This is a genomic window from Sphaerimonospora sp. CA-214678 (assembly GCF_050942215.1).
Lineage (GTDB): Bacteria > Actinomycetota > Actinomycetes > Streptosporangiales > Streptosporangiaceae > Sphaerimonospora.
This window is the reverse complement of sequence record NZ_CP192056.1, coordinates 6,134,144-6,160,197: the sequence shown is the minus strand read 5'-3', so window position 1 is coordinate 6,160,197 and position 26,054 is coordinate 6,134,144. Positions and strand designations below refer to the sequence as shown.

General features: G+C 64.9%; 30 protein-coding genes and 1 pseudogene. 18 read left to right on the top strand and 13 right to left on the bottom strand.

Annotated features, from left to right (window positions below):
* Nucleotides 1-122 precede the first annotated feature (122 nt).
* From ACQP1K_RS27465 to ACQP1K_RS27410, 12 genes are all read left to right on the top strand, one after another.
* On the top strand, nt 123-800 hold the full coding sequence (locus ACQP1K_RS27465; RefSeq protein ID WP_433498577.1) for a hypothetical protein: 678 nt from the start codon (nt 123-125) through the stop codon (nt 798-800).
* Between the two features lie 3 nt (nt 801-803).
* A complete protein-coding gene (locus ACQP1K_RS27460) occupies nt 804-1,517 on the top strand; it encodes an SAF domain-containing protein (protein WP_433498576.1) in 714 nt (237 codons plus the stop codon).
* Nucleotides 1,511-2,233 carry a hypothetical protein gene (locus tag ACQP1K_RS27455; protein WP_433498575.1) on the top strand — a complete coding sequence of 241 codons (723 nt, stop codon included), beginning with the start codon at nt 1,511-1,513 and terminating at the stop codon, nt 2,231-2,233. Before ACQP1K_RS27460 ends, ACQP1K_RS27455 begins: the two co-directional genes overlap by 7 nt.
* A complete protein-coding gene (locus ACQP1K_RS27450; protein ID WP_433501659.1) occupies nt 2,233-3,534 on the top strand; it encodes a CpaF family protein in 1,302 nt (433 codons plus the stop codon). The genes ACQP1K_RS27455 and ACQP1K_RS27450 overlap by 1 nt, the downstream gene beginning before the upstream one ends.
* A gap of 95 nt (nt 3,535-3,629) precedes the next feature.
* Complete coding sequence (locus ACQP1K_RS27445) at nt 3,630-4,346, top strand: type II secretion system F family protein (protein ID WP_433498574.1); 717 nt, start codon at nt 3,630-3,632, stop codon at nt 4,344-4,346.
* The gene (locus ACQP1K_RS27440) at nt 4,343-5,224 is read left to right on the top strand and encodes a type II secretion system F family protein (protein ID WP_433498573.1); all 882 of its coding nucleotides are present in this window, start codon (nt 4,343-4,345) and stop codon (nt 5,222-5,224) included. The genes ACQP1K_RS27445 and ACQP1K_RS27440 overlap by 4 nt, the downstream gene beginning before the upstream one ends.
* 24 nt (nt 5,225-5,248) lie before the next feature.
* On the top strand, nt 5,249-5,461 hold the full coding sequence (locus ACQP1K_RS27435) for a hypothetical protein (protein WP_433498572.1): 213 nt from the start codon (nt 5,249-5,251) through the stop codon (nt 5,459-5,461).
* Between the two features lie 16 nt (nt 5,462-5,477).
* Entirely contained in the window at nt 5,478-5,828 is a 351-nt protein-coding gene (locus ACQP1K_RS27430) for a TadE family protein (RefSeq protein ID WP_433498571.1), read from the top strand.
* A gap of 92 nt (nt 5,829-5,920) precedes the next feature.
* On the top strand, nt 5,921-6,322 hold the full coding sequence (locus ACQP1K_RS27425; protein WP_433498570.1) for a TadE/TadG family type IV pilus assembly protein: 402 nt from the start codon (nt 5,921-5,923) through the stop codon (nt 6,320-6,322).
* Entirely contained in the window at nt 6,322-6,738 is a 417-nt protein-coding gene (locus ACQP1K_RS27420; protein ID WP_433498569.1) for a pilus assembly protein TadG-related protein, read from the top strand. The genes ACQP1K_RS27425 and ACQP1K_RS27420 overlap by 1 nt, the downstream gene beginning before the upstream one ends.
* Nucleotide 6,739: 1 nt before the next feature.
* Nucleotides 6,740-9,430 carry a LysM peptidoglycan-binding domain-containing protein gene (locus tag ACQP1K_RS27415; protein WP_433498568.1) on the top strand — a complete coding sequence of 897 codons (2,691 nt, stop codon included), beginning with the start codon at nt 6,740-6,742 and terminating at the stop codon, nt 9,428-9,430.
* A gap of 474 nt (nt 9,431-9,904) precedes the next feature.
* Nucleotides 9,905-10,939, top strand: coding sequence for an NAD-dependent epimerase/dehydratase family protein (locus tag ACQP1K_RS27410; RefSeq protein ID WP_433498567.1), 1,035 nt, complete (start codon nt 9,905-9,907; stop codon nt 10,937-10,939).
* Between the two features lie 511 nt (nt 10,940-11,450).
* On the opposite strand, the gene ACQP1K_RS27405 is transcribed toward ACQP1K_RS27410, so the two are convergent.
* The gene (locus tag ACQP1K_RS27405; protein WP_433498566.1) at nt 11,451-11,957 is read right to left on the bottom strand and encodes an ATP-binding protein; all 507 of its coding nucleotides are present in this window, start codon (nt 11,955-11,957) and stop codon (nt 11,451-11,453) included.
* Nucleotides 11,958-12,492: 535 nt separating this feature from the next.
* Here ACQP1K_RS27405 and ACQP1K_RS27400 point away from each other — a divergent pair.
* Both ACQP1K_RS27400 and ACQP1K_RS27395 read left to right on the top strand, forming a co-directional pair.
* The gene (locus ACQP1K_RS27400; protein ID WP_433498565.1) at nt 12,493-13,320 is read left to right on the top strand and encodes a helix-turn-helix domain-containing protein; all 828 of its coding nucleotides are present in this window, start codon (nt 12,493-12,495) and stop codon (nt 13,318-13,320) included.
* Complete coding sequence (locus tag ACQP1K_RS27395; protein ID WP_433498564.1) at nt 13,302-13,574, top strand: DUF397 domain-containing protein; 273 nt, start codon at nt 13,302-13,304, stop codon at nt 13,572-13,574. The genes ACQP1K_RS27400 and ACQP1K_RS27395 overlap by 19 nt, the downstream gene beginning before the upstream one ends.
* Nucleotides 13,575-13,609: 35 nt before the next feature.
* Here ACQP1K_RS27395 and ACQP1K_RS27390 read toward each other — a convergent pair whose 3' ends face one another.
* Nucleotides 13,610-14,191, bottom strand: a complete 582-nt coding sequence (locus tag ACQP1K_RS27390; RefSeq protein ID WP_433501658.1) for an IS5 family transposase — start codon at nt 14,189-14,191, stop codon at nt 13,610-13,612.
* Nucleotides 14,192-14,313: 122 nt separating this feature from the next.
* Nucleotides 14,314-14,649, bottom strand: a complete 336-nt coding sequence (locus tag ACQP1K_RS27385; protein ID WP_433498563.1) for a hypothetical protein — start codon at nt 14,647-14,649, stop codon at nt 14,314-14,316.
* Between the two features lie 199 nt (nt 14,650-14,848).
* Here ACQP1K_RS27385 and ACQP1K_RS27380 point away from each other — a divergent pair, with 199 nt between their 5' ends.
* The 3 genes and pseudogenes from ACQP1K_RS27380 to ACQP1K_RS27370 all read left to right on the top strand — a co-directional run.
* Entirely contained in the window at nt 14,849-15,511 is a 663-nt protein-coding gene (locus ACQP1K_RS27380) for an IS630 family transposase (RefSeq protein WP_433501657.1), read from the top strand.
* Nucleotides 15,418-15,873 (top strand): transposase, encoded by a 456-nt coding sequence (locus ACQP1K_RS27375; RefSeq protein WP_433498562.1) that lies wholly within the window; start codon nt 15,418-15,420, stop codon nt 15,871-15,873. Before ACQP1K_RS27380 ends, ACQP1K_RS27375 begins: the two co-directional genes overlap by 94 nt.
* Before the next feature lie 386 nt (nt 15,874-16,259).
* Nucleotides 16,260-16,451: pseudogene (locus ACQP1K_RS27370) on the top strand (IS5/IS1182 family transposase); the annotation flags it as partial.
* Nucleotides 16,452-16,548: 97 nt separating this feature from the next.
* Here ACQP1K_RS27370 and ACQP1K_RS27365 read toward each other — a convergent pair.
* The 8 genes from ACQP1K_RS27365 to ACQP1K_RS27330 all read right to left on the bottom strand — a co-directional run bounded on the left by ACQP1K_RS27365 (nt 16,549) and on the right by ACQP1K_RS27330 (nt 24,221).
* Complete coding sequence (locus ACQP1K_RS27365; protein WP_433498561.1) at nt 16,549-17,268, bottom strand: S26 family signal peptidase; 720 nt, start codon at nt 17,266-17,268, stop codon at nt 16,549-16,551.
* Between the two features lie 39 nt (nt 17,269-17,307).
* Nucleotides 17,308-17,835, bottom strand: a complete 528-nt coding sequence (locus ACQP1K_RS27360) for a MauE/DoxX family redox-associated membrane protein (protein WP_433498560.1) — start codon at nt 17,833-17,835, stop codon at nt 17,308-17,310.
* 1,568 nt (nt 17,836-19,403) lie between these two features.
* The gene (locus ACQP1K_RS27355) at nt 19,404-21,200 is read right to left on the bottom strand and encodes an ABC transporter ATP-binding protein (RefSeq protein WP_433498559.1); all 1,797 of its coding nucleotides are present in this window, start codon (nt 21,198-21,200) and stop codon (nt 19,404-19,406) included.
* Nucleotides 21,201-21,306: 106 nt separating this feature from the next.
* A complete protein-coding gene (locus ACQP1K_RS27350; protein WP_433498558.1) occupies nt 21,307-21,882 on the bottom strand; it encodes a hypothetical protein in 576 nt (191 codons plus the stop codon).
* Between the two features lie 186 nt (nt 21,883-22,068).
* Entirely contained in the window at nt 22,069-22,335 is a 267-nt protein-coding gene (locus tag ACQP1K_RS27345; protein ID WP_433498557.1) for a hypothetical protein, read from the bottom strand.
* 225 nt (nt 22,336-22,560) lie between these two features.
* Nucleotides 22,561-23,091, bottom strand: coding sequence for a peptidylprolyl isomerase (locus tag ACQP1K_RS27340; protein ID WP_433498556.1), 531 nt, complete (start codon nt 23,089-23,091; stop codon nt 22,561-22,563).
* Between the two features lie 612 nt (nt 23,092-23,703).
* Nucleotides 23,704-24,057: a transposase family protein gene (locus tag ACQP1K_RS27335; RefSeq protein WP_433498555.1), complete on the bottom strand. Its 354-nt coding sequence runs from the start codon at nt 24,055-24,057 to the stop codon at nt 23,704-23,706.
* A gap of 14 nt (nt 24,058-24,071) precedes the next feature.
* A complete protein-coding gene (locus ACQP1K_RS27330; protein ID WP_433498554.1) occupies nt 24,072-24,221 on the bottom strand; it encodes a hypothetical protein in 150 nt (49 codons plus the stop codon).
* A 67-nt stretch (nt 24,222-24,288) separates the two neighbouring features.
* Between ACQP1K_RS27330 and ACQP1K_RS27325 the strand changes: the two genes are divergently transcribed.
* Nucleotides 24,289-24,588, top strand: a complete 300-nt coding sequence (locus ACQP1K_RS27325; RefSeq protein ID WP_433498553.1) for an NUDIX domain-containing protein — start codon at nt 24,289-24,291, stop codon at nt 24,586-24,588.
* Between the two features lie 123 nt (nt 24,589-24,711).
* Here the strand turns inward: ACQP1K_RS27325 and ACQP1K_RS27320 are convergent, their stop codons facing one another.
* Both ACQP1K_RS27320 and ACQP1K_RS27315 read right to left on the bottom strand, forming a co-directional pair.
* A complete protein-coding gene (locus tag ACQP1K_RS27320; RefSeq protein ID WP_433498552.1) occupies nt 24,712-24,870 on the bottom strand; it encodes a hypothetical protein in 159 nt (52 codons plus the stop codon).
* Nucleotides 24,871-24,884: 14 nt separating this feature from the next.
* The gene (locus tag ACQP1K_RS27315) at nt 24,885-26,024 is read right to left on the bottom strand and encodes a hypothetical protein (RefSeq protein WP_433498551.1); all 1,140 of its coding nucleotides are present in this window, start codon (nt 26,022-26,024) and stop codon (nt 24,885-24,887) included.
* Nucleotides 26,025-26,054: the final 30 nt, after the last annotated feature.

Here is a 26,054-nt window from a genome sequence, read left to right as displayed (position 1 = left end):
CACCCTCCTCGGACGGCAACGCAGTCCAGGCAATGTCTTGGGGTTATTACCTGACAGCCAACAAGGACCCGAGCTTTGGCCAGCAGGTTACAAGCGGGAGCGCGGCTCGTCGTGGGTCTGGTGTGACCTGCTCCTACACACCATGGCATGCGGACGGCGTGGAGAACGGCGGTCTGGAATGGGTCGATCCGGCATCGAGTCCCAGCGGTGTCCCGAAGGGTGAGGGCGCCTATTACCTGGTGGACTGTTCCGACGGCTTCCGCGATGTCCGCTGGGTTCCCGATCGTGCGCTGGCAGCTGCCCAGGTGACGCCCGAGGAGTTGGCTCGGCGGGCGTGGGCGATGATTCCGGTGCGCGAGCCGAAAGTCTTCACCGCTCCGCCGCGTGACTCCAACGGTCTCGTCGGTCTAGACGAGTGGGTCTACCTGGCCAAGGGGGAGTGGGGCCCGAAGCACAAGCGGGTGGAGACGGCCGGCGTCTGGGCGGAGGCGACCGCCCGCCCGCAGAAGATGACCGTCGATCCGGGTGACGGCCGCAGGCCTGTCTCATGTGACGGGCCCGGCAGGCCGTACAACCCGAGGCTCCCCGCGCACCGGCAGAAACCGACGTGCTCGGTGAAATACCTCCAGCCGTCGTTTCGCCAGAGGCAGGGGAACGCCTATCGGGTCACCGTGACCGTCACGTGGAGCGGCACGTGGACCGGGTCGGGTGGGACCGGGGGCACGCTGCCACCGATCACCCGATCGACCTCGTTTCCCCTCCGCATCGCGGAAGCTCAGGCACTCATCACCAAGGACTAACGCATGCTCCAGCGATCGTTAAGCGCCACGAACAGCCCGCCGCCCGCACGGCCCGTGCCTGGCAAGCGCCGTCCCGCCATGGCCATCGTCGGTGTCCTGGCCGTGGTGTTGAGCGCGGTCACGGTGCTGCAGCTGTATCAGCTGGCGGCGCATCGCACGCAGGTCCTGATCATGGCGCGTGACGTGCCGATCGGCCAGGTCATCGAGGCTCAGGACCTGACGAGCCTCGCGGTCGGGGTGGTGCCGGGGATGCAGTGGACCCGCGCGCAGGACCGGGACGGCGTCATCGGCAAGCGGGCCACCGCCGACCTCAAGGCTGGGACGCTGCTCGCACCGTCCCAGTTCGGCACGGCCCTCATTCCGGACGACGGCCAGCAGATCGTGCCGATCGCGCTCAAGGCGAGCCAACTCCCCGCGCGTGGGCTAAAGCCCGGTGACCGGATTGTCGCGGCAGCCGTATCAGAGGAGGGGCGGCAAGGCGCTGACTACCGCGCGCTGGTCGACAAGGTCGGCCAGCCCGACGCCGACGGGACCGTGGTCGTGGACCTGCTGGTGCCGACCACGACGGGTACGGCTCTGGCCCGGCTGGCGGCGGAGGGAAAGATCGCGATGGTTCTCGGATCGAAGGCCGGCCGAGCCCATTTCGCCGCCCAGGCATGTCCGCCCGGGTCCGCGTCGCAGACCAAGACCTCCGCCCCGGCGGAGATGCCATGCTGAAGGTGATCTGCTCGGGTGGACATTTCGCCGGTTCGACCACCAGCTCGCTCGCGCTCTTCCTGGAGTGGCCGCGCCCGGTGCTGCTCGCCGAAGCGGACCCCGGGGGCGGCACCATCTTGTCCGGTTACCTCGCCGGCACGCCGCGCGACCGCGGCCTGGCCGAATGGGGTGTGAAGATCCGAAGGGGAGTCCCCGCGGCCGAGGCGCTGCCCGACCAGCTCTACGCCATCCAGGAAGGGAAGCTGATTCTCCCTGGTCTGGCCGAGCCGAAGCAGGCCGAGGCGCTCCAACCGCTCTGGCCGGAGATCGCGGGCTGCCTGGCCTCCCTCGAAGAGGACGTGATCGTGGACCTGGGCCAGGTAGGGCGGCCGGACACGCCGGAGCCCCTGCTGGTGCGTGCCGATCGGGTGTTCGTCGCCACCCGGCCAACCCTGGTCCACCTGCACGCCACGACCTCCGTCATCCGCGATCTGAAGGAACTGCGGGGGCACCTACCGGATCCCGAACTGATCGTTGTCGGGGACGGCCAGTACCAGCTCAAGGAGATTGCCGAGACACTCGGCGCCACGGTCGCGGCCTGGCTTCCGTACGACAAGTGGTCCGTCCCGGCGCTCGCGTACGGCGTCGGCCAGGTCCGGCCGCTGTCGCCGCTGATGCGCAGTGCTCGAGCGCTCGCCGCCGCCCTCGCCGAGCAGGGCGGGGAGGTGACGGCGTGATGGACGACCACGACTTCCGCCGTGCCGTACGGGAACTGCAGCAGCAGGTCAACAGAGCTCTCGATGAGTCGGGCGTGACCGGGCCGGAGGCGACCCTGCAGTACGGCAAGGCCGCCATCACGAACGTGGTCCGCGCGTATGCGGACAACCTCATTCTGCTCGGCCGGCCCGCCCCCACCTTGGATGAGGAGGAGGCTCTCAAGAAGGCCGTCGAGAACCGGATCTTCTACCTGGGGGACCTGCAGCCGCTCGTGGACGATCCCCAGGTCGAGAACATCGACGTCAACCGGTGGGACATCGTCTGGGTGACCTACAGCGATGGGCGTAAGGTGCTCGGTCCGCCAGCCGCCGACAGCGAGGAAGAGTTGATCGAGAACGTCCGTCGGTGGGGCATCTACCAGGGGCAGAACGCCCGGGACTTCTCCACGGCCCGACCGATTCTGCACAAGGCGCTGTCCAATACGGTCCGGCTCGCCGCAGCCACCGGCATCACCCCGAGCACGGCGTTCTCTATCCGCAAGCACGGCATGCTCGACGCGACGATGTCGGATCTGGCCGCTCGGGGGACCATGTCCTGGCCCGTCCGGCATTTCCTGCGTGCGGTGATGAACGTCCCGATGAACGTGATCATTGCGGGGGCGATGAACTCCGGCAAGTCAACTCTGGTCCGTGCCCTGGCCGGGGACATCGACCCGTACGAACGGATCATCACGGTCGAGAACGAGCGCGAGCTTTTCCTGCACCTGATGCCCGACCGGCACCACGACGTGCTCAGCTTCGAGGCCCGCGCCGCCAACTCCGAGGGCGAGGGCGGCATCAGCATGCGTCAGCTGATCGACGACGCGTTCCGTTTCAATGGACGCCGGATCCTGGTGGGCGAGGTCCGTAGCGACGAACTGGTGCCCATGCTGGTCGCGATGAACTCCGGCGGTCGCGGCTCGATCTGCACCATGCACGCCGACTCGGCCGAGGAGATCTTCCCCAGGATGGAGATCCTCGCCGGGACGATGCCCGCCGACGCGCTGTTCCGGCTGGTCGGCAAGGCGGTCGACTTCATCGTCTACCTCCGCCACGAGGTGAGCCATGATCTCGACGCCCCGGTGAACGCACGGTACGTCTCGGAGATCTTCGAGGTCCTGCCCCCGACCGACTCGGTCGTCCCTGCCATCAACCGCGTCTTCGTACCCGGGCCGGAGGGGCGGGCCGTCCCCAACATCACTCCCCAGTGCATGGAAAGGCTGGTCAAGGCGGGCTTCGACCCCACCATGTTCATCCCGAGAGCGGGTGCGGTGTGGAACTGATCGCCGCACTTGCCGGAGGCGTGTTTACTTCCGGGGTTATCCTGCTCGTCGTCGGCCTGCAACGGGTCCCGGTACGGCACCGCAGACGCCGACACGTGAAGCTCCCGACCGTCCCCCTCATGCTGGCCGTGGGGGCCGCGGTCGTCGTGTTCTGGCTGACCGCATGGCCGGTCGCCGCCTTCGCCACCAGCGCGGCCGTACTGCTCCTGCCTCGGGTCCTGTCCGGCCGCGAGGCGGCGCGCAGGATCGCCCGGCTGGAGGCCATCGAGACCTGGATCCGCCAGCTCGCCGACGCCCTGTCTGGCAGTGCCGGCATCGAGGAGGCTCTGGCCATCAGTGCCCGCAACGCCCCCGAGCCGATCGCCGCCGAGGTCAGCGCGCTCGCCCGCCGTCTGGCCCTGCGGGTCCCGGCCGACACCGCCCTGCGCGCCTTCGCCGACGAACTCAACGACCTGGTCGGCGACATGGCCGCCGCCTCCCTGATCCTCGCCGCAGAGTCCCGGGGCCGGGGCCTGCGGGAGGTGCTCCAGGGACTCGCCCGGACCGTCAGCATGGACGTCTCCGCCCAGCGCGAGGTCGAGGCCGAGCGCTCCCGGCACCGCACCACAGCCCGATGGGTCATCGGAGCGCTGCTGGGCTACACCAGCTTCGCCCTGCTCAACCAGGAGTACGTGGCACCGTTCGGCACCGGATTCGGGCAGCTCGTCCTCGCCGGGGTCGCCGGACTGTACGCCGTGACGTTCTGGTGGATCCACCGCCTCGGCAGCGCACCCGAGGTCGACCGCTTCCTGAACGAGGAGGCCACAGGATGACCTGGGTGACCCTCGCGGCCGGGGGCACGATGGGCCTCGGGCTCTTCCTGATCCTGCTCGCCGTACGGCCCAGCCCACCCGAGCTGGCTGCCTCGCTGGCACGCCTCCAACCAGGCGGCGGCCCCGTTGAGATCTACAGCCTGCGGGAGCGTCTCCGGCGCTCTGTCATCGGGGTGTTGGGTTCCTCCTGGCTGGGTAATCGTGCCACGGCTGCCGATCTAGCCATCGTCGGCCGGAGCCGGGAAACCCATCTCGGCCGCAAAGCGCTGCTCATGGCGGCCGGCCTGTGCGGACCGGCCATCCTGTGGACGTACGGCTGGCTGCTCGACGTCACCTTCCCCGCGATTTTCCTGTGGGCGGCGTCGGCCGTCTTCGGCGCCGTGATGTTCACCGCGCCCGAGCTGTCGCTGCGCGTGGAGGCCGCCAACGCGCGGCGGCAATTCCGCCGAGCCCTGGTCTGCTATCTAGACCTGGTCGCCCTGGGCCGGCTGGCGGGTCGCGGACCTGCCGACGCGCTGGACTCCGCCGCACGGGTCGGAAAGGGCCGGACGTTCAAACGGCTCGCAGCCGCGCTCGACCCGGCCTTCCGCGGCACCGGATCCGCCTGGGACGAGCTCGCCCGCCTGTCGCAGGAGATCGCCGTTCCCGAACTGGCCGAGGTCGCCGCGATCGCCCGGATGGCCGGCACCGAGGGCGCCAGCATCCTCGACACCCTCAAAGCCAAGGCCGCCAGTCTGCGCGAGAGCGAGCTGGCCGCACTGCTCGCCAGGGCCAAGAGCCGTACCGAGACCATGACCGTCCCCATGTCCCTGACCATCGTCGGGTTCATGGTCCTGCTGGGCTACCCGGCCCTGGCCCGCATGACCGGCGGTGGATGACCGCATGAGAAAGGGGTTCTTCACATGCTGCGCACGTACGGCCGATTGCTGGCGCTCGGCGCCTGGCTCACCACCAACGTCCCGCTCGTCCGGTGGCTGCGCGCACGACGCGGAGACGACGCCGGCGAGGGGCCGTTGGGGTTCATCGTCGTCGCCGCGGCGATATTCCTGCTGGCCATCGCGGTCGCCGCGAAGATCACGCAGGTCGTCAACGAATACCTGGCGAAAATCAAGTGATCGCGGGTCGGCACCTTTGGAGGCCGCCATCCTCTATCCGATCGTGCTCACCCTGATCCTGCTCATGGTCAACGCAGCGTTGTGGTTCCACGCCCGTGGTGTCGCGCTCGCCGCCGCGCAGGAGGGCGTGCGCGTCGCCCGAGCGTACGGCTCCAACATTTCGGCGGGCACGGCGGTCGCGGAGCGGTTCGCCCGGAAGGTCGGCGGGTCGCTCCTGGTCTCACCGCAGGCGAGCGTCGACCGCAGGGGCGACACGGTGTCGGTGACCGTAAAGGGTGAGGCACTCGCGTTGGTGCCGCTGCTCAAGCTGAGGGTCTCCCAGGTCGCCCACGCCCCGATCGAGCAATGGTCGACGCCCGGCCAATGAGCGCTCCCGTACGAGATCAACGCGATCGCGTTAACCGCTCCCAGCGGGGACGTATGCATGTGCTGGACGGAGCCGCTGCAGGGCGTGGATCAATGACGCTGGAACTGGCCATCCTCGCGCCCGCGCTCATCCTCGTGCTCGTGGCGATGATCGCGGCCGGCCGGATCGTGATCGCCCACGGCTCGGTGGAGGCAGCGGCACGGGATGCCGCACGTCAGGCGTCTATCTCCCGCGACGCCTCCTCTGCTCGTAAGGCGGCTCTGTCGAGCGCCCGAACGGCACTCGCCCGCGAAGGGCTGCAGTGCACCCCGACCGTCTCGGTGGACACCCGCGGGTTCTCCGCTCCGCTGGGGAGAGCGGCCACGGTGTCCGCCACGGTGACCTGTGACGTACGGCTCAGCGACCTCGCCATGCCGGGAATCCCCGGCTCCAAAGCTCTAACCAGCCACTTCACGAGCAGCCTCGACCAGTACCGTGCCAGAGGAGACCGGTGATGCCCGACCGCGACAGGGGATCGATATCGGCGTTCGTCGTGGTGCTCATGCTGGCCGCCCTGGTCTGCCTTGGGCTGGTCGTGGACGGCGGGCAGAAGATCCGCGCCTACCGGGAGGCGTACGCGGTCGCAGAGGAGGCCGCACGAGCGGGGGCCGACGTCGTCGACATCGACCGTGTATACGCCCAGGGCGGCCGGCTCGAACTCGACAGGTCACAGGCGCTCGCCGCGGCCCGCGCTTACCTTGCCTCGTCGGGCAACCGCGGCAGCGTCGCGATGACGGGCGCACGGACGCTGCGGGTCACGGTGAAGGTGTCCCGGCCCACCGTGCTGCTGTCACTGATCGGGGTGGGCGACGTCACGGCCACCGCGAGCGCCTCGGCCCGGATGCTCCAGGGAATCGAGCAGGGAGAGTAAATTGCACAGCCGTCGCCCGATCGCCGCCGCTCTGACCTCGGCGCTGGTGCTGGTAGCGCTGATTGCCGGGCCACCCGTGGTTCTCCTCGGATTCCTCCAGCCTCCGCATATCCCCACCCAGGCCGAATTGGCCTCCCCGGGAGATCCGGTCTTCGTCGTGAACGCCCTGCTGGCCACGGCATGGCTGTGCTGGCTGATGTTCACCTGGTCGGTGCTCGTCGAACTGGTGCGACGACTTCGGAACGTCCACGAGCGCGCCGCGATCCGGACGCCGTTCCAGCGGCTCGCTGCGCATCTGATCACCACGATCGCGATCTCAGCGGTCGCCCCGACACCACAGGCCTTCGCCACCACATCCACCGTCGCCACCGCCTCCGCGGACGCTCCGAAGACCGCGCAGCAGGACGCCACGACGAATACGGAAGCCAGTCAGCAGCACAAGACGTACCGGGTCAAGCCGCACGACACCCTCTGGGAGATCGCCAAGAGGCACCTGGGTGATCCCATGCGCTACTGGGAGATCGTGAAGCTCAACGAAGGCCGGATGATGGCGGACGGGACCACCTTCACCTCCGAGGGCTGGATCCGGCCCGGCTGGCTGATCCGTATGCCGGCCAACGCCACCGAATTGGAACCCAAGCGCACGGCGAGACCGGCCTCGCCCCATGCCGACGAAGAACCGGTCCACGTCGTACGACAAGGCGACAGCCTGTGGAACGTCGCCGAGCGACACCTGGGGGACGGCAAACGTTACGGAGAGATCTTCAAGCTCAACAAAGGACGGCCCCAACCGGACGGAGGGCGGCTCACTGACCCCGGCCAGATCGAAACCGGATGGCACCTCCGACTACCAGGCCGAGCGCCATCCTCACCACCAGAACCTCCGCCTACCGGCGAGCCCGTCAAAGTTCTGAAGTCCGTTCCCGATGCTGAAACTCAGGGGAGTGCGACACCACGCGTCACACAGACTCCGGCGGGCCTGCCCGCGCCCGCCGTTCCCGGCGTGAGCATCGCCCTGCCCGGCGGCGGCATGGTGGGGCTGTCGTTCGCCGCGGGCATCGCCATCGCCTTGGCCGCCGCTCGAGTACGGCAGCGTGTCCGGCGACGGGTGCCAGAGGCGACGGAGGCCGTGCAGGTCGTACCCGTGCCGAAGCCGGAGCCAGCCGTACAGGCGGTGGAAGACGAGCACCGGAAAGCCAACGACCCGATCCCAGACGACTACGACCTGGTCAAAGACTCCTTCACCACCGAGCCCCCTGCCACATTGGACATCGGTGTACGCGCAGGCGAGACCGCAACCATGGACCTGCCCGGCCTGAACCTCCGCCTGACCGGCGCCGGTGCCGAGGACGTCGCCAGGGCGATATTCGTCGCGCTCATTGCCCAGGCCGAAGCGCAACGGGTTGAGCTCGTCGTACCGCGGGAGGACGCGATCAAGCTCTTCGGGGATGACCTGGAGACGCTGGCCCCGCACCTCCCGGGCCTGACCCTCACACCCACCTTCGACGACGCGGTAACGCACCTCGCCAGCGAACGCATCAACCGCGCCGAGCTCCTACAGGACGCCGAAGCTAACGATCTGACCGAACTACGAGAAAGCAGGCCGGACGAGCTGATCCCGGCCCTGGTAATGGTCGGCCGACTGACCGAAGGAGACCCGTCATACCTTGAGTCGTTCCTGGAGGACACTCCGCGTTTCGGGATCGGCGCGGTACTGCTCGGCGACCGACTCGCAGGGCCCTGGTGCGAGGTCGGAGCGGACTTTTGGGCATCCGCCGAAGGCAAGTTGGACGGCGTGGAACTGTTCCATCTCCCACGGCAGGAGGCGGCTGTCTTCCTCCGCCGAGTCGCCATCCAGCACGGTTATGAGAAGCCTGCCGAGGTGCCAAGAGAGGAGGCCGACTCCGAGATAGAGGCACCTGAAGTTCAGAATGCTTCGAACGCCGCCCCTGTTCGCCTGCTCCTGCTCGGCGAGGTACGCGTCGAGGTCGCCGGCGAACCCATCGACATCCCAACCGCCAAGGGACTGGAGATGCTCATACTCCTCGCGGTCCACCCCCGGGGCCAGGCGAAGGAAGAGATCTGCGCCACACTCTGGCCCGACGTCGAACAACCCCAGGCCGGATACCGCTTCCACGCCGCGCTCAGCGACCTGCGCAAGCGGCTATGGACCGCGACCGGATCGAACCGCAAGTTGACGAGCTTCATCTGGGCGGAAAACGGAACGTACCGGATCGACCGTGAGCACGTCTGGATCGACCTGTGGGAGTTCCACGCTGCTCTCGCCGACGCCCGAAAAGCTACCGACCCGGAGACCAAGGCCGCCGCGCTTGACAGGGCCGCCGAGGTATGCCGAGGACACCTCGCCGACGGAGCGCCATACCTTTGGATCGACCTCGACCACAGAGATCCCCTCACCCTCGCCTCCGTACGGGCACTTCTCCAACTCGGCGGCATCCACGAGAAGTCCGGCAGACCCAAGCGAGCCCTAAAAGTCATGGAACAGGCACTGGAGCTCGACCCCATCAATGAAGCCGCTGCAGCGACCGTCATCCGCCTGCTCACTAGACTCGGCCGACGGGACGAGGCACGCTTGCGTGCTCAGCAGCTCAACGCACACCTTGCGAGCCTGGATCTGGAGCCAACCTCTGAGACCCAGGCGGCCCTCAGGCAGCTCCAGGTCCGCCGTTGATCTTCAGGGGATATCCGTGCCTTGTAGGCCGCGGTGAACGTCCGGCGCGTCGGTCGGCTTACCCGCTTGTCGGTCGCCTGACCATCCTGCTCCGTCCTGACGGCCTGGTCGGCGAGGGTTATCGTCACTGATCGACGAAGAGTTCGCCGCGAGCCGGGACGGTATGGACATGCTGCGCGCGTTGGGCAGGGAGTTCTAGGCCTCAGTCGTGCCGTTCGATGTCGAGGCGCTGGAGGCGCAGGTGGCCAGAATCCGGGCCGCGACCACCGAGTCCCGCGACACGCCCTGAGGCCAACACCATCTGACCGATGCGAGTCGCTGGTAAGACGCCGTTCATAGAGGGGTGGAGCGGAGCGCGTGGTGCGTCGGTTCAGGACGTAGGAAACCCCTGTCGCAAGACAGGGTGCTCGGCGCCGGCCAACCAGTGGTTAAAAGTCAGGACAGCGCTCTTTCGGCACTTCCTAGGATCATGGGATGCCGCACGCACTCATTCTCGGCGGAACCGGCCTGATCGGCCGGGCTACCGTACTGCGTCTTCTGGCCGCCGGATGGCGGGTCGACGTCACCGGCCGGAACCCGGCCAACATGCCGTCCGAGGTCACCGACGCCGGAGGGCGGTTCATCCAGGCGGACCGCGCCGACGCGGATCGGCTTCGGGTGGCTGTCGGCGACGGCGTGGACCTGCTCGTCGACTGTGTCTGCTACACCGCCGCGGACGCGCGACTGCTGCTTCCCCTGGCCGAGGACGCCCGATCGACGGTGCTGGTCTCCAGCAAGGCCGTCTATGTCGATGCTGCGGGCAACCACGCCAACTCCGACGTCGAACCTCGCTTCGACGGCCCGATTCGGGAGAGCCAGGCCATCATGGCCCCCGGAGACATGGACTACCGCTCCCGGGAGGGCTACGGGGCCAACAAGGTGGCAGCCGAACACGTCGCCCTCGACAGCGGCCTGCCCATCAGCATCCTGCGGCCCTCCTTCGTCCACGGCGTGGGTGCGGCTCCCGCCCGCGAATGGGTCTTCGTCAAGCGGGTGCTGGACCGGCGACCCACCGTGCTGCTCGCCCGCCGTGGCACCGGAATCATGCACCCGACCGCCGCCGCCAACATCGCCGCACTCATCGAGACGGTCGCCCATGCGCCCGGCGCACGCGTCCTCAACGTCGCCGACCCCGACGCTCCGAACGCCCTCGACATCTGCCGCATGATCGCGCGACACCTCGAACATGAGTGGGAGGAACTCCTGCTCGACGACACAGCGGACCCGGATCTCGGTCGTACCCCCTGGGACTCGGCACATCCCGTGATCCTCGACACCTCGGCCGCCAGGCGGCTCGGGTACCGTCCGGCCGGGGATTACGCCGCGACCGTCGCGGCCCAGATCGACTGGCTCGTCCACGCCGCATCGACTGGCGACCCCGCGGGGGTCCTTCCCTCGGCGAGCGACCCATATTTCAGCCGGTTCTTCGACTATCAGGCCGAAGACGAGTTCCTCGCGAGACGAGGCTGACCACACGTTCACCGGCTTTCGGCCGTGTCCCGCCGCGCGGCTTCGCGTCGCTGCCGAGCCGAGGCCGAATGCCTGGGCGCCGCGCCGCGATCCGGCGACCAGCAGGGCAAGGGCCTCGTCGGGGTTCAGTCCGGTGCGATCGTCCCGTCTCACCCTGCTTCGAATGAAAAGGACATGTTCGTTCCGTATCTCACAAGAGTCTGACAGAGAGGGAGGCGAGGTCTGGCCGGGAACCGAAAGGGGCGCGACGGTACGGGTAATACGGGGGCTTAACCGTACCGTCGCGCCGGGGCCTGCCGTGCGTCAGACTGCGTGCGGCAGGCCCTATGGCGGCTCTGCTATGGGGGAAGGCAGAGACCGCGACCGTACCGCTGTAGCTGGAGGCGCACAGGACGGTACGGAGCTTCACCGAGTCATCTCACAAGGCATCTGCCGGATCGGTGGCAGCTTGCCGCCGGTAGCGATCAAGGGGAACGTTCAGTGGATGGTCCCATCCGTGACCGTCGGTCTTTTATGAGCCGGTGCAGGCGTTTAAGCATGAGACGGCAGCCGGGCCGTCACCCATCCGGAACCAGACCGCGTTCCCAACCTCGTCGTCGTGGTGGAAACCCCAAGCGTCCGCGATCGCGTTCACCATCCATAGGCCCCGGCCTCCAGCATCCTCCTCCGACAGATCTTGAACAGTGGGGACGCTGGTCGCGGAGCCGTCGTCGATGACCTCGCAATACGCCGCACCATCTCCGGCTGCCAGGAAGACTGTGACCTGCCCGCCCGGCCTACGGCCGGAGTTCGAATGCACGACAGCGTTGGTGACCAGTTCGCTGAGCAGCAGCACGGCTGACTCCCGCACCTCGTCGCCGACATGCCTGGCCAGCAGGTCGTTAGCCCATGCCCTTGCGGCGCTAACCGATACGGCCTGTCCATCGAAGGTGGCCTGCCCGAGGCCGCTTAGGTCCCGATCGGCCGCACATTGAGGCCAGCGGCCTGCTCGCAGCTTGGCCGTTTCCTGTACTTTCATACACTCACCGCCGATTTGGCATTTATGGCCGCTTTCTCGACGTGTCCCGGCAGATCTGTCGGGTCTCCAGCAACGCGACCAGGACGGTCTCCAGGCGAAAACCCGGCTATGTGCCCTGTGAATCATCGTGGCCTGAAGAGGTCTGTCGGGCGTCTGTAGGATGTCCAGGACGGGGAGATCTCCTGGGGGAAGAACAACGGCAGTGGCAACCTGCAGGCTTCGCAGATCCCAGGCAAGTCGCGCCAGGCGGATGAACTGCTCCTGAGTGTGCGATGCACTTCCCGAAGCCAAGTGATCACCTCCCGATAGTTACGTCGACGCTCTGATCACGGCTGATGCACGGACAAGCGGCCGGGGTTTTTGTCCGGTTGTTGTCATTGCTCAGTCGCGGAGTAAACATCTGGGATTAGATTGCCCCTAGTTCCGGTGGACGTGTAGCCGAAAACCGTCGACAATCAGACGACAGAAACTTTCGCCTGGTGTAGCGGTCTGTCGGAAAGTGTCATCGCATCATGAAGCCGAGGAGGGGGAGGGTATGGCGAACGATCTCGATCCCCGTCTGACGCCCGTTCAGCGCTTCGGGCGTGAGCTGGCGCGGGCCCGTAAGCAGGCCGGTCTATCCCAAGAGCGGCTGGGCGCACGCCTGGGAGTCTCGGGGTCGCTCGTGGGGCACATTGAGATCGGCAACCGGACGCCCAAGCCAGACCTGGCCGCCCGATGCGACGATGTGTTCGGGACTGGCGATCTCTTCGCACGGCTCTGCCGGAACATCACCTCGCCGTCGGGGCCCCACTGGTTCCTCGGATGGTCGGATGAGATTGAGCCCCGGGCGCGGGTGCTAAGGAGCTGGGACCCACTGCTGATCCCCGGACTCCTTCAGACGGAGGACTACGCGCGAGCCGTCTTCCGCGGTGACCTCGCCACCTCTGAGGATGAGATCGAGGAACAGGTCGCTGCCCGAATGGCCCGCCAGATCATCCTCGATCGAGACCCCCCACCCGCCCTATGGGTGCTGCTAGATGAGACGGTGCTGCACCGTCTCATAGGCAGCCCTGAGGTCATGTACGAGCAGCTCAACCGTCTCGTAGCGCTTGCAGGCAGACAGAACATCAAGATTCAGCTCGTTCCGCGAGATACGTCTTGCACGTCCGGCCTGCTGTCGAGCTTCATCATCGCGGAGTTGCCGGACGCCCCTACGTCCGTCTCCATAGAGTCGTCCGCGACCGGCGAGGTGTCAGCAGAGCATCATGTGGTGTCTCTGGTCTGGGGCAGATATGACAGGATTCGCGCTGAAGCCTACCGGCCCAGCCAATCGCTGGACATCATTAAGGAAGTGGGGATTCGATGGAAGTCAATGATCTAACCGGCGTCGACCTCTCCAAGGCCACCTGGAAGAAGAGTTCTCTCAGTGGTGGCGGCGGGGGCAACTGCGTTGAAGTTGCAGCGAACCTTGCCGGCGTAGTCGCCGTTCGTGACAGCAAGGACCCCCACGGCCCCAAACTGCTCTTCACTCCCGCCGAGTGGCACGCCTTCATCGGGGGAGTCAAGGATGGCGAGTTCGATTGCGACACGATGTCGCAGGAGGTGAGTGAGCCGAGGCGCGTGGAGGTCTCCTGATCAGGGGTTTCCTCGGCTCCGAGCTAGGTCGTGTTTCATAAGTCCGGGCAGAGCCACTCGTTAATGGCGGCGATTTGGACGGCGGCCTGGTAGCGTACGGCGAGCTTGTCGAAGCGGGTGGCCACCGCGCGGTGGCGTTTAAGCCGGTTGATGCCGCACTCGACCGCGTGCCGCTGGGTGTAGATCTGCGGGTCGAACGCCGGTGGCCGCCCGCCCTTCGAACCCTTCTTTCGCCGATTGGCGGCCTGGTCATCCTTGATCGGGATGGTTGCCTTGATCCCCCGCCGATACAGGTAGGTGCGGTTGGCCTGCGAGCTGTAGGCCTTGTCGGCCAGCACCCGATCCGGTCGCGTCCGCGGGCGGCCCACGCCCTGGCGCGGCACCCGGATGGCTTCCAGGACGGTGGTGAACTGTGGACTGTCACCCCGCTGCCCAGCGGTGAGCACGATCGCCAGCGGCTTTTGCCCCTGCTCGCACGCCAGGTGCAGCTTGGTGGTCAGCCCGCCCCGCGAACGTCCCAGACCATGATCGGCCGGCTCGCTTTCCACCCCGCCCGGCGGCTCCGCTTGCAGAGCCCCCTTTTCCGCGCACCGGCCGCGTGCTGATGCGCCCGGCAGGTGGTGGAGTGGCGATCAAGACACGCCGGACCAGCCTCAGCACCAAGCCGCCGTCAACTTTTTAAACACGCGCTAGTGCAGCGCCGCGAAGATCCCTGAGGGGTTCAGGTGATCACTCGGAGTCAACCCTCTGATTCTGCAAGGTGGACACGGCAGGCACACTCCAGTGCTTCGCTGGGCGTGCCAACGCGGCTGCCGCTCGGCAGGATCGAGGGCTCGTAATCCTCGCTGCTGGCCCGGTAGATCGCGAACCTCCAGGCGTCGGGATCGCCGAGGTACTCGATCTGGGCCAGCGGGAAACCCTCATCGCTCTCGTCGTCATCGAAATGCCCGGTCAGATAACCGAAAGAGCCCTTCCAGCGGACGGTCACCTCTCCCAGCTGAGGCCAGTGCTTGAAGGCATGTGAATCGACGTCCTCTTCGACGAGGACTTTGACCTGCTTGGGCGGTACCGGCATGGTGACGATTGTGGCCGATAGCGGCGTGTTGGTCCCGCTTCGACACCGTCAGCACTGCATCCTTCGGTGATCACTCGTGACCACCGAAGGATGGGAGTTCATGGCTGGACCGGTCAGCGAAGTCGTCATCACCATCGGTCACCGCCGCAGGAGGCGCCTCAACAAAATCATTAGCAGGCACTCCAGCCCTCAGTCGTTGGTGCTGCGCGCCCGGATCATCCTGCTCCTCGCCGACGAGCGCCTGCCACTGGCCGCGGTCGCCGAACGCTTGTCCACGACCGAGACGACGGTCCGCAAATGGCGCGACCGGTTCGCCGCCGGCGGGATCAAGGGCTTGGTCGATCTGCCCCGGCCGGGCCGTCCCGAACTGTATGGTCCCGAGGTGCGGCTACGGGTGATCGCCTGCGCGACCAGCACCCCACCCGAGGGCCAGCCGGCCTGGTCCCACACGGCGATCGCCGCGCACCTGGCCGATACCGGGATCTCTGCCTCTCAGGCCGGCCGGATCTTGGCCGAAGCCGACCTGCGCCCGCACAAAGTCCGGGGCTGGCTCAATCGTCTCGACGACGAGCAGTTCTGGCAGTTGGCCGGCGCCATCTGTGACCTGTACCTCAACCCGCCTGAGGGTGCGGTGCTGCTGAGCGTGGACGAGAAAACCGGAATCCAGGCCAAATCTCGCAAGCACCCCGAGATCTCCGCCCGCCCCGGCCGGCCGCCCGACGGGAGTTCGAATACATCCGGCACGGCACGGTCTCCATCCTCGCCGCGATGGACGTCGGCTCCGGGCAGGTCCTGGCCGAGCGGATCGACCGTAACACCTCGGCGACCTTCATCGCTTTCCTCATCCTGCTCGATCAGATGATCGACCCGGAGCTGGACATCCACCTGATCCTGGACAACGGGGCCAGTCACACCTCCAAGGTCACCCGCGTATGGCTGGCCGCTCACCCAAGATCCACGGTCACCTACACGCCCAAGCACGCTAGCTGGCTCAACATGGTGGAGATGTGGTTCTCGGTGCTGACCCGCCGCCTGCTGCGCCGTGGCGAGTTCACCTCCCGCCAGGACCTGATGGATCAGATCGACACGTTCACAATCCGGCACAACGCCAGCGCCCAGTCATATCGGTGGCGCTACGACGCCCGCGCCGACCACGTCCGCTACCTCACCCGGCGCGATCAGGAACAGGCTCGCGCCCCACTCTTGGATAGGACAGCAGCGTGATCACACATGGTAATCACTCGAACCCCTTAAGGATCTTTGCGGAGCTGCACTAGTGCCCGGAGATCGTCCCCACTCTGGCGCGCGTCGTGGGTAACTGCGGCGTGCGGAGCCCAGAGGAAAAGCCCAAGGGGCCCGGTTCCATCCCGGGGTTACAGGCGAGGGGAAGACTGAAAGGGCGAATACCAGTGAACCCTCGATGACACCTCGTCAGCCGTAGCCCCGGAGATGGGACGTGACACCGGGGTAGGAGGACCTGCCGGTGAACACCGGCAATGGTGACCGGATGTCGAATGCCGGTCACGTGGGCACCATGGTCCCCTCGATCGGGTGAAGAAGCTCCCGGAGGATGCACGTCGACCAAGATCGTGTATCGCCAGGAGCCTTCTGTGCCGTCCTACCGTGCCGCCCTGACGTTGTCACATCGCACTCTGAACTACGTAGCCGGGGTGATCCGCCGTCACCGGGCGGCCATCGGCTCACGCCGGCGCAGGCTCAATCCCGACCAGCAGGCCCTGCTCGTACTGGTCCATCTACGCAAAGGTGAAATGTACGCAGAGGTCGCCACCGGCTTCAGTGTCGACCTGAGACACGACCGGGTCGGGCGCCCTCTATCCCCCGGGACACGCAGCCCGTGATCACCTTGTCATCAGCCAGATCAGGCTGGAAAAGGCTCACTTACCGCTCCGGGGAAAGACTTCGGTGTACCACTCCCAGGACACGCTCCAGAGGGAAATATCCAAATTTTCGCGAATCGAAGCTGGCATCTTTATTGTCCCCAAGGAGCAGCAGCATTCCCGCCGGTACGCGCCCCGATGCCGAACACCCTACGAGGTCGGGCAGGGTGTCGGGCACCGGGTCTCCCGGCACCGCGGCAACACGTTTGACCATCCAGCTCCGTCCGGTGATCGATCCTGTCTTTCCCCTAGCAGGTATCGCAGGCTTGTTCCATTCCCTCTGACTACCGTGAAGCCAGCGTTCGACTACGACGACCTGCCCCACGGAGGGAACACCGCCCGTGCGATACACGAGAACGCGATCGCCGTCCCGGTAGGCCGGCTCCATGCTCCTTCCGCGGATGATGACGGCAACCAACCTGCTTCCGCGAAGCAGATACCAGGCTCCGGCCCCGGACCACACGGCCAGCAACGCGGCGCATATCGCCGTAATCGGCCACTGCCTCGAATAGGCGGAGGCACACGCCCCCGCCGTCAGGAGAGCACCGATGGCCAGCAAGACAATGAGCAGGAGTTTCGCCTGATACCGGTATATTCCTGCTGTGCCGGATTGCGGTTCGGCGGGCAGCGGAATCCTGAACGACTCATCTCCCAGCGGAAGGTCATCCACGTGATAGACGCGCTGCTGGGGGATCTTCCGTGGGCCCTGCCAGTCAGCCATCTCCCTGCTCGCCCCCCTCTGCCGACATCCCTGTGTCAACTACCCGAACAGTTCAACGATCTCGTCGAACTTAGTGGTCAACGCCCCGAAGACGCCGCCTCCGAACAGCGCTATGCATATACCGGCGACCTCTGAAGCGGTCCCGGCTTCAGTCGTCTCCATGACCAGAGCTCCCGCCAGGCAGACCACGACAAGCAGGACGTTCCGCAACACGTGCCGGACTCTCAGGGGCGCCGAAGACCCACCGAAACAGCGGCATGAAGCTTGGCGACGGCTTCGCAGCACCTGAACTATGCCGATCGCGAAGACCGTGAGTAACGCCGCCGCGATGGCGAATCCAATCACGTTCACCGTGGCATTCGGAACCGCCATAAGAACGACGATGGTCATTTCGGCGACCAGGATCACGAAAGCGGACATGGACAGCAGTCGATCCGGAATCAGCCGTGTCTCTCGCAACGACTCGATGAACGCACGTCGGCTGCCTGAGTTGATTCCTTTGCCGAGAAAAGACACCAGGAAGACCACACCGATGAAGCATCGGCTTGCGATAGCGAAATAGTACATATCAGCCTCGAGATCAGGAGTTTGGAAGCTTCTGCACCTATCGGCTAGCCCCTTCGAGGAGCCGTGCGGGCCTTCGGCTGCTTGGCACCGACGTCCGCGGGTCGCGGAGACTGCCCAGACCTGCGGCCATGCAGGCAAGGGGAATGGCAGGCAGGACATATCGGTGGTCGAAGTCCAGGGCCGCTACCGGGGCGACGAGTAATATCACCGCCGTCGCCCAGGAGAGGAAGGAGCGCCCATTGCGCAGGCCTAGAGCGCCCAGCAGGAAGATGACCGCAAGAAAAGGCCCGCGAAGGTAGGCGGGATACTGGTACCAGCGCAGGAACCCCGCGTACGGCTCCACCGCATTGTCTCCGCCGTCGGCAGTCGGCGCATACCTGTGCAATGCGGTACTCGCCCAGTCAGGCACAGAGTCCGGCATGCGGTCACCCGCGAATCCGAACGCCGGAGTGGTCCGCGGAGGGTAGCGCACGGGTGTCCAGTGGAAGGCGAAGGCGACCTGGGTCGCGACTGTCCTCACATAGTCCGCAGGCTGGGCAAGTATGGCGCGAATCGCGAACGACTGTGCTAGAGCATCGTTCTCTTTTCGGCCTCCGGGCATGCTGTTGAGGGGGGAGTCGGATGCCCAAAAGTACCCTTCCGCGGCCTCTTGCTTTGCCCCGTTCGGGCACAGCGGTGCCTCTTCAGTGGGAGGTTTGATCTTAGCGCAGTTCGCGAACGTCATCGTTCTTGCCCAAAGTGCGGAGCCACTTCCGCGAACAAGGGTGAACTGGCCGTATTCCGTTCTGTACCAGGTCGCGTAGAGACCCAGCGGAATTGCGCTGGCGAGGGTGATCGCCACGACTGGCCGCCACCCGATCCGGCGTGCAGTTATGTACAAAACGGCTAGGAGGAGTAAGGGAAGACCGATCGTCCGGGTTAGCGTAGCCCAGGCGAGAAGTAATCCCGCAGCTATGCATATCCGGTTGGAGGGCGCTGGTGCCCAGCTCAACAACACGGTCGCCGCGACGACCAGAAATATGAACAGAGCGTCACCGAGTACGGCGTGCTCGAGACGAAGAAAGGATGCGTCGAACAAGCCGGGAAGAGAAGCAAGTGTGGCACCCCATGCGGGTAGTCCCTTGTGCCGGAGAAGTGCGTACACGAGCACACCTACCATCAGTCCCAGAAAGTGCTGAAATCCGACGACGACCTCTATTCGATGAAATGGAAGAAGTAGTCGGAGTAGGATAGGGTAGCCACTCGGATTCAATTCTTCACGTGGTGAGAGTCGTAACGCGAGCTGCATGTAGGTATACGAGTCATACCAATAGATGCGGCCGGGTCGATAGCCGAGCATGGTAACTACGCGAAGTAGGCAGGCCAGTATGGCAGTGACCAGAAACAGCCGATGAAAGGCGATGATGTGCCGTAATCGGGTGGTCGGCATAGGCGCCTTTGTCAAAATCTTAATAGCTAGCTTCATCGAAGATGTCCAATCGTGCAGATGAGAGGTTTTTGAAGGGAAAGTGGGTGCTTCCCGGACATGTTAGGTTATGGCAATCGGAGTATGAATCTAGTTTAGTTGTCTATCTCTCCAGTAGCTCGTCATTCGTCTCCATTTGGTAGCCCGATGCCTGGAGTCTGAAGAGCTTGGCGTATTCCCCGTTGAGGGACATCAGGGTGTCGTGATTTCCTTCTTCGGTGATGATTCCGTCGGAGAGAATTACGATCCGGTCGGCTTCCCGGACTGTGCTGAGCCGATGAGAGATCAGGATGCTCGTTTTGGTCCGGTGTTTTTTAAGCGCGAGATGAATCTCATGCTCAGCCTTAGCATCCAAGCCGGATGAAGGCTCGTCGAGGATCATGAGGTCCCGGTCGTTACGCATCAGTGCCCGGGCCAATGCGAGTCGCTGCCATTGGCCCCCCGAGAGCACCACACCCGTTTCCTGATTCTCTTTCTCGGACTCCGAGAAGAAGATGCGGGTCAGCAGCGTGCGATATCCTCGCGGTAGTCTCGTTATAGCATTGTGGACCCCGGCAAGCTTAGCTGCGTCCTGAATCCGAGCTTCGTCGTCAATGGCCTTCAAATTTCCCACGGCGATGTTCTCTGCCGCTGTCATGCTGTAGTCCATGTGGTCCTGAAACGTGATGCCGATCCGCTGGCGTAGTTCCGTCACGTCTGTGTCACGGATGTCCACGCCATCCCAGAGGATTGCGCCGTGCTCAGGATCGTAGAACCGGCACAGAAGCTTTATTAGGGTGGACTTTCCCACACCGTTCAGGCCGACGATGGCCAGAGCCTTCCCGGCCGGAATGCGGATGTTGACCCCCCGCAATAACCACGGGTGGTTCTCGGAATATCTGAACCAGACGTCGCGTAGCTCGACGCCCTGCCTAAGTGGCGGGACCGAAAGCGGTTGGGAGGGCAGAGGAAGGTCGGGTTCGGCGTCTACCACCGCGACGTAGTGACCAAACATGGACAATTCCAGATAGAAGGAGGCGATGTCTCTAGCGAGCGCCTGGAGCGCGGCCTGAGTTCCCGTCATCGCGGCGATGAGCATGGTGATGTCGCCGGCTGAGAGTTGGCCCTGCCTCGCCGCGTTCACCGCCCACAGCAGTCCGGCACCCCACACAGTGGCAGTCAGCCCCGACAGGCCGCCCTGGACCAACAGGTCGCGCCGGTCCAGATCGCGTCGGGCGGCGTCGATGACACGCCGCTCAGCTAGCAGGCGCTTCTGGAAGAAGGATCCGGCAGCGAACAGTCTGATCTCTTTCGCCGCTTCCACGCTTGAGAGCAGGTCACCGTAGAACATCTCCCGGCGTTCCAGCGGCCCAATACGCCAGGCGACCTTCGTATAACGCTTTGACATGGCCATTTCGCCAATGAGGATCGGAATTGCGGCTAGGACGATGACACTGGTCAGCACGGGGTTAATCAGAAATAGAGAGCCGAGGAATCCCAAGATTGTGATGCTCGTCCGGCTGATGCCGGATACGTTTTCGATGATGGCCTTCGGAGCCGCGCCGCCAGACTGCCTGGCCAAGCGTAGCCGGTCCAGGAATTCCGGAGTTTCGAATCTTGAGATGCCGACCTGACGGTTGACGGCAGAGAACAGCTCGCTCTGCGTCAAGAGTCCCACGCGTCTACCGAATTCCGCCCGCAGGTACTGCAAGGTAGGCGGGATCACCGCAGCAAGAAGCCCTGATAACGCAAGCCCCGCACCGATGCCAGCGACATCGGTCATGTTTCCCGTTGTCAGATGGTCGAGGAGGAGCTTGGTCAGCCAGGCAGGGACGATTGGCAGGAACCCGCTTGCGAGGGTCAGTCCGAAATAGGTAGCGAGAACAACCGGTGCCGCCTGAACCGCCAGCTGGCAGGCCATGAGCACCCGTCGAAGCCTAGTAAGGAACCACCTCTCTCGTGGCGTCGGATGTTCATCACGAGAGGAGGCGTTGATATTGGAAGACAGCATGGAATATCGGACCGGCTTATGCGGCTCGGGGCGCGGTGCGGCTCAGAGCTACATTGTTGTCGGTGACACGGAGCACCCCGCTCGCGTCTGGAGCCACCATAAGGACCGTGGGAAACGCGGTCACCTGGAATGCCTTCGCCATCACCCCTTCATGATTTTCCAACACCACATCCGCCACCGGGCGGAGCGCGCTAAGGAACTCATCTGCGTCGGCAGAATCCCCCACTACCACTGCCACCGGCCGCGGATCGCCGGCTCGGAGGGTGCGCGAGTGCTCCAGGAAGTTAGGAAGTTTTGCTTTGCATGGTGCGCAGGTAGGGGAGAAGAAGGCGACGATAGTTCCCTCTCGGGTGCCCTCCCAGGTGATTCTCACATCATCCAGGGTCGACGTCTCGAATCTGCCGACCTCCTCCCCCACCTCCATGGCAGGGGGCCCCTCGTTGTTCCGGTTTGACAGTATCTCACTATGAGAACGTAAGCGCTTGATCACGCCAAGCGTCAGGATGAGGTCGAGAGCACAGATCGCGCCGATAAGTACGACAGCCGTGACTAGAAAGGGCACGACAATTCTCATTTCGATGAAAGGGGTCATGTTAATGGTCTCGCGTTAGTGACGCGAATACGGTTACGGGGATCGGCTTTGATTTGAATAGCCGGATGCATACATCCCCGCCTGAACCTTGGTACGATCGAGGTGCCCTTCGGTAGGGGCAGGGGTAGTCTTGCCGGGACTCTAAATGCCCCTACCGAAGGGCACTTCATTCTCGTTGTACAGCCCCTACGGGCAGGCAGCGCCCGTCGCGCCGCAGTAAATCCTGCTGCAGCCACAGTTCACGTAGCAGTCTGCAGCGCACCGGGTTCCGCATTCCTGACAGTAATCCCAGACGCCGCAGTAGTACGCGCCGCAGGCCGCGGCTGCATTTACCTTAGGCACGAACAGGCTCAACACCTTTTCGCCCAACGCCTCTACTATACGAATCACCTTGTACCTCCCTTCGGACATTGCAGATGCATGTCGATCATGCATTCGCTTCGAGTAGATCACGGGAGGCAGGGTATGTCAATGCGTGCTTTTCTGGCAGATTATAGGACTGTCCGAAAGCCCGAAAAGGTTCGGGACATCTCATGCGCCCACTCGCTTATACGCCAGGTATCGCCGAGTGGACCTGGGGAATAGCGCCGGTTCTGGATTGCTCCTGCCCTCATTTCCATCTACTCGGAGTTACCTCCCTTGTTCGGATGGTCACCCTGTTGATGTGTACACCTGCTATCAGGAGATGACAACCTCCGTGATGAGTACCCGGATCTTCGGCGCGTTTGCTCCACCATCGTCGTTAGTGATGTCGCCTCCGTCGACGAACTCCACGACTCCACCCCTGACCACCTCGTCGATGATGTCCATGCCTTTCCTTACGACGCCGAAGGGGGTGTAGGCGGCTGGAAGTTGGGCGTTCTCGTCCGTGAAGGAGATGGCGAACTGGCTTCCGTTCGAGTTTGATGCGTCACCGGCCTGTGCCATGAATACCACGCCGCGCCTGTACTGTGGTCCGAGGTTCTCATCGTCGAACAGGTACCCAGGGCCGCCGGTTCCGTCAGTCGGGTTCTTGCCGTCGCCTTTTGCCTGAGGATCGCCGCACTGGAGAAGTCCAACTCCGTTCGTCTGAATAGTGGCAAGCCGGAAGCAGACGGTGTCGTCGAAGAAGTGCTTCGCAGCGAGGAACGCAAAGGAGTTGATGGTGCAGGGGGTCTTTCCTGGAGTCAAGTCTATGACGACGTTACCGAGATTTGTCTTGAGGGTCATGGTAGTGGCCTTGACGACCGCAGGAGCGAGTTGGCTTGGTGGATAGCCAACGAACTTGGTTGGACTTCCGCTATCATCCTTGCGATATTCGCAGCTCACTTTCCGCAAATCGGAAGGTATCGTACTCTGGGTAGGATCCGGTAACGCGCTCTCAACCGCTGACGGGCCCGTCACCGACGGAGATGCCGCTTTCGCGTTGCCTTCCTCGGTGCCAGTGCATCCAGTGAGACCGCCCGCCAGTGCGAATAAGCCGAGGCCAATGCCGATGCCGCACTGCAAACCCTGGTTGGCTAGCCTGCAGATAGGCTGGTGCCACCTACGGTGTTTCCATCCATCAGTAACAGTCATGGTTGAACCTTTCCTCGCACCCTCTCCCATTGGCCGTGTCATTCTAGTGATGAATCCGTCAACTCCACATAAAATCGGGCTTACCGATCGTCTCGGAAGCGGGGCCTCTCGCTGTCTTGCTGGGACCTTCTGTCGGTTTTCGCAGTCCCGACCCAATGAGCGTTTTCCATCAACCTTCTCGTGCCTGTAGGATGTGGATGGCTTTGACTAGCTGACCTGCCTGTTTGGGGCTGCAGCGGAGCTTTCGAAGGATCCGTCGGCTTTTCAGCTGCGCATTTGCCCGTTCGCCGGGACCGCGCAGCTTGGCATGGGGGGAGTCGGTGACCTTCTGCCCGACCGCCTTCCCCCGCCCCTTGTACGGCACCCGGACCAGCTCACCACAGCGCCGACGGACCCCTTGTTCGCGAGCGTGACCAGGTCGGCAGCCAGGAGACGGCGAATGATCCCCCAGATCCGGGCCGCAGTCAGGTCGTGCACCGAACTCGGCCGTGATCCCGAGGTCCACACGATCGTGCCGTCCGGAGCGGCCAGGACCTGGATGTTCATCCCGTGGCACCGGTTCTTGCCCGAGTAGTACGGCCGGTCGGCGGCGACCCGGTCGATACCCACCACCACCAACGTCCCGTCCAATATCAGGTAGGGATGTCCGGCCGTCTTGGCCGCGCGTAACGCCTGGTCAAGCGTGGGGGCGCGCGCCGTGCGAGCAGGGTGATGGTCTCGGTGAAGTACTGCCAGGCGGTGGCCAGGCCGACACTGAAGCCGGTGGCGACCTCTGCGTACATTTCACCTAATGAGAGTTAGCGAGTCGCCATCCGGCAGACTCGGGACTGGTAGCCACCGGCAGCGACATTGATCGATGCGGCAGTGCGCGAGTTGGCGGAGGAGACCGGTGTTGACCCCGGTAGGGTCTTCCCAGCGTCGCAGACCCCCGTCTACATCGAGTATGGCCGGGTTCCGGCACGACCGGAGAAGGATGAGCCGGATCACTATCACCTCGACATCGGGTACTCCTTCGTAACAGATGCGGACGTGGGGCGCATCCAGGAGTCCGAGGTGAGGGGTGCCGCCTGGTACCGGCTCGCCGTGGCCGAGCGCCTTGTAGGGCACCGCATTGCGCGAGCGGTCAGCGCACCGGCCCAGATCGACTGACCGGACCCGTCGAACGCGCTTCCGGCCGACAGCGGCACCGGATCACAGTGCACCGGCCGAGGCTCCACAGTCGTTGTTCGCCTCATTGCCGAACCGAACCCGGGAGCCTTGACGGTCGCAGCCTCAGCGGGCGGCGGCGTACGCCTTGGCGCGCATGTCGTTCATCCACGGCACCCGCAGCGGGTACCTGCCGCCGAGTGCCGCCGAGGCGGCATCTACCAGGTCCACCGCCCGGTCGGGGTGGCCAAGCTCGACCGCCTGCCACCGCGATGGCAACGGCATGCACGCCTGCGGCACTAGCGCATGCGCTCTGCGTCTACGAGGAGAGAGCCGAGGCCGCGCGCGATCACCGCACCACACCGCGACAACGCGACCGACAGCTCCACCATCAGCCACTCAGGGAACTGCTGGGAGTCGAGTCCGCTCACCTGCAGCAGCTGTATGAGCGCAGCCTTCTGGTCAGCCTCGAGTACGGCCGCACAGCCTGGGTGGTCGAGCACGTCCCGGGCGGCGTAGCCGTCGCCTGCCGCCACAGCGCGGATGATGAGCGTGGTAGCCACGGCACGGCCGTTCACGGTGTCGACTCCCCCGACCGCGTCGACCACCGATAGACCGAGCCGGGTCCGGAACACCACCAGGCCGGGGTCGGTGTAGTCGAGGCGTCGATAGCAGTTCAGCATCTCCCCCGCCGTACGGTCATCGCCGGGCCGACACAGGGCTGCCAAGCATGCGGTGACAGCGGCCTCCCACGGCTCTCCCCCCGCGGTGCTGTCCAGAAGCGCCTGGGCCGTGGCGGTGTCGCCCCACATGACGTGGGCGATGATGGCGACCTGCCGGCCGTCAAGCATCCGGTGGCCGACGCCCTTGCGAGTGTGGAGGTGGGCGAGGGCGTCGTTCCAACGGCCTGCGCCGGTGAGGGCGCGGGTGCCGTCGGCCAGGTGAACCGTCCACAGCCACCGGAGAACGTCCTGGTGGTCGTCCATCGTGCGGGTCAGGGTCGAGAAGGGGACGCGAAGGCCATCAACGGTGGTGTCCGTACGGGCTTTCAGCGCCTCGAACAGACCGTCCAGGAGAGCAAATGCGTGGGCGCCGTCGCCGGCGCGGATCTGCAGCCGGGCGAGGTTCACGAGGGGTTCGAGGGCGTGCCGGGCCGCCCGCCCCGTGAGGGGACAGGCGGCCAGGTACAGGGCGGCGTGCTGGTGGCACCAGGTGCGGGCCAGGTCGGGCAGGCCGAGGTCGCTGGCCAGGAGGGCGGCCTGGTTGAACACGGCCGATGCCTTCGACGTGTCGTCGTCGCGTTCGGCGGCGCGGGCCAGCTCGCAAAGGTTGTCCACCCGCTCGTTGAGCGGGGCGCAGGCCGGGCGGGACCGGGCGACGAGGGGGAACCGCGCAAACGGCGCCGGGGTGGGCTCCATGGGCGTGTTACTCCAGGTCACCAGGATCGGTTTGTGGGGCGGGGCAGGACG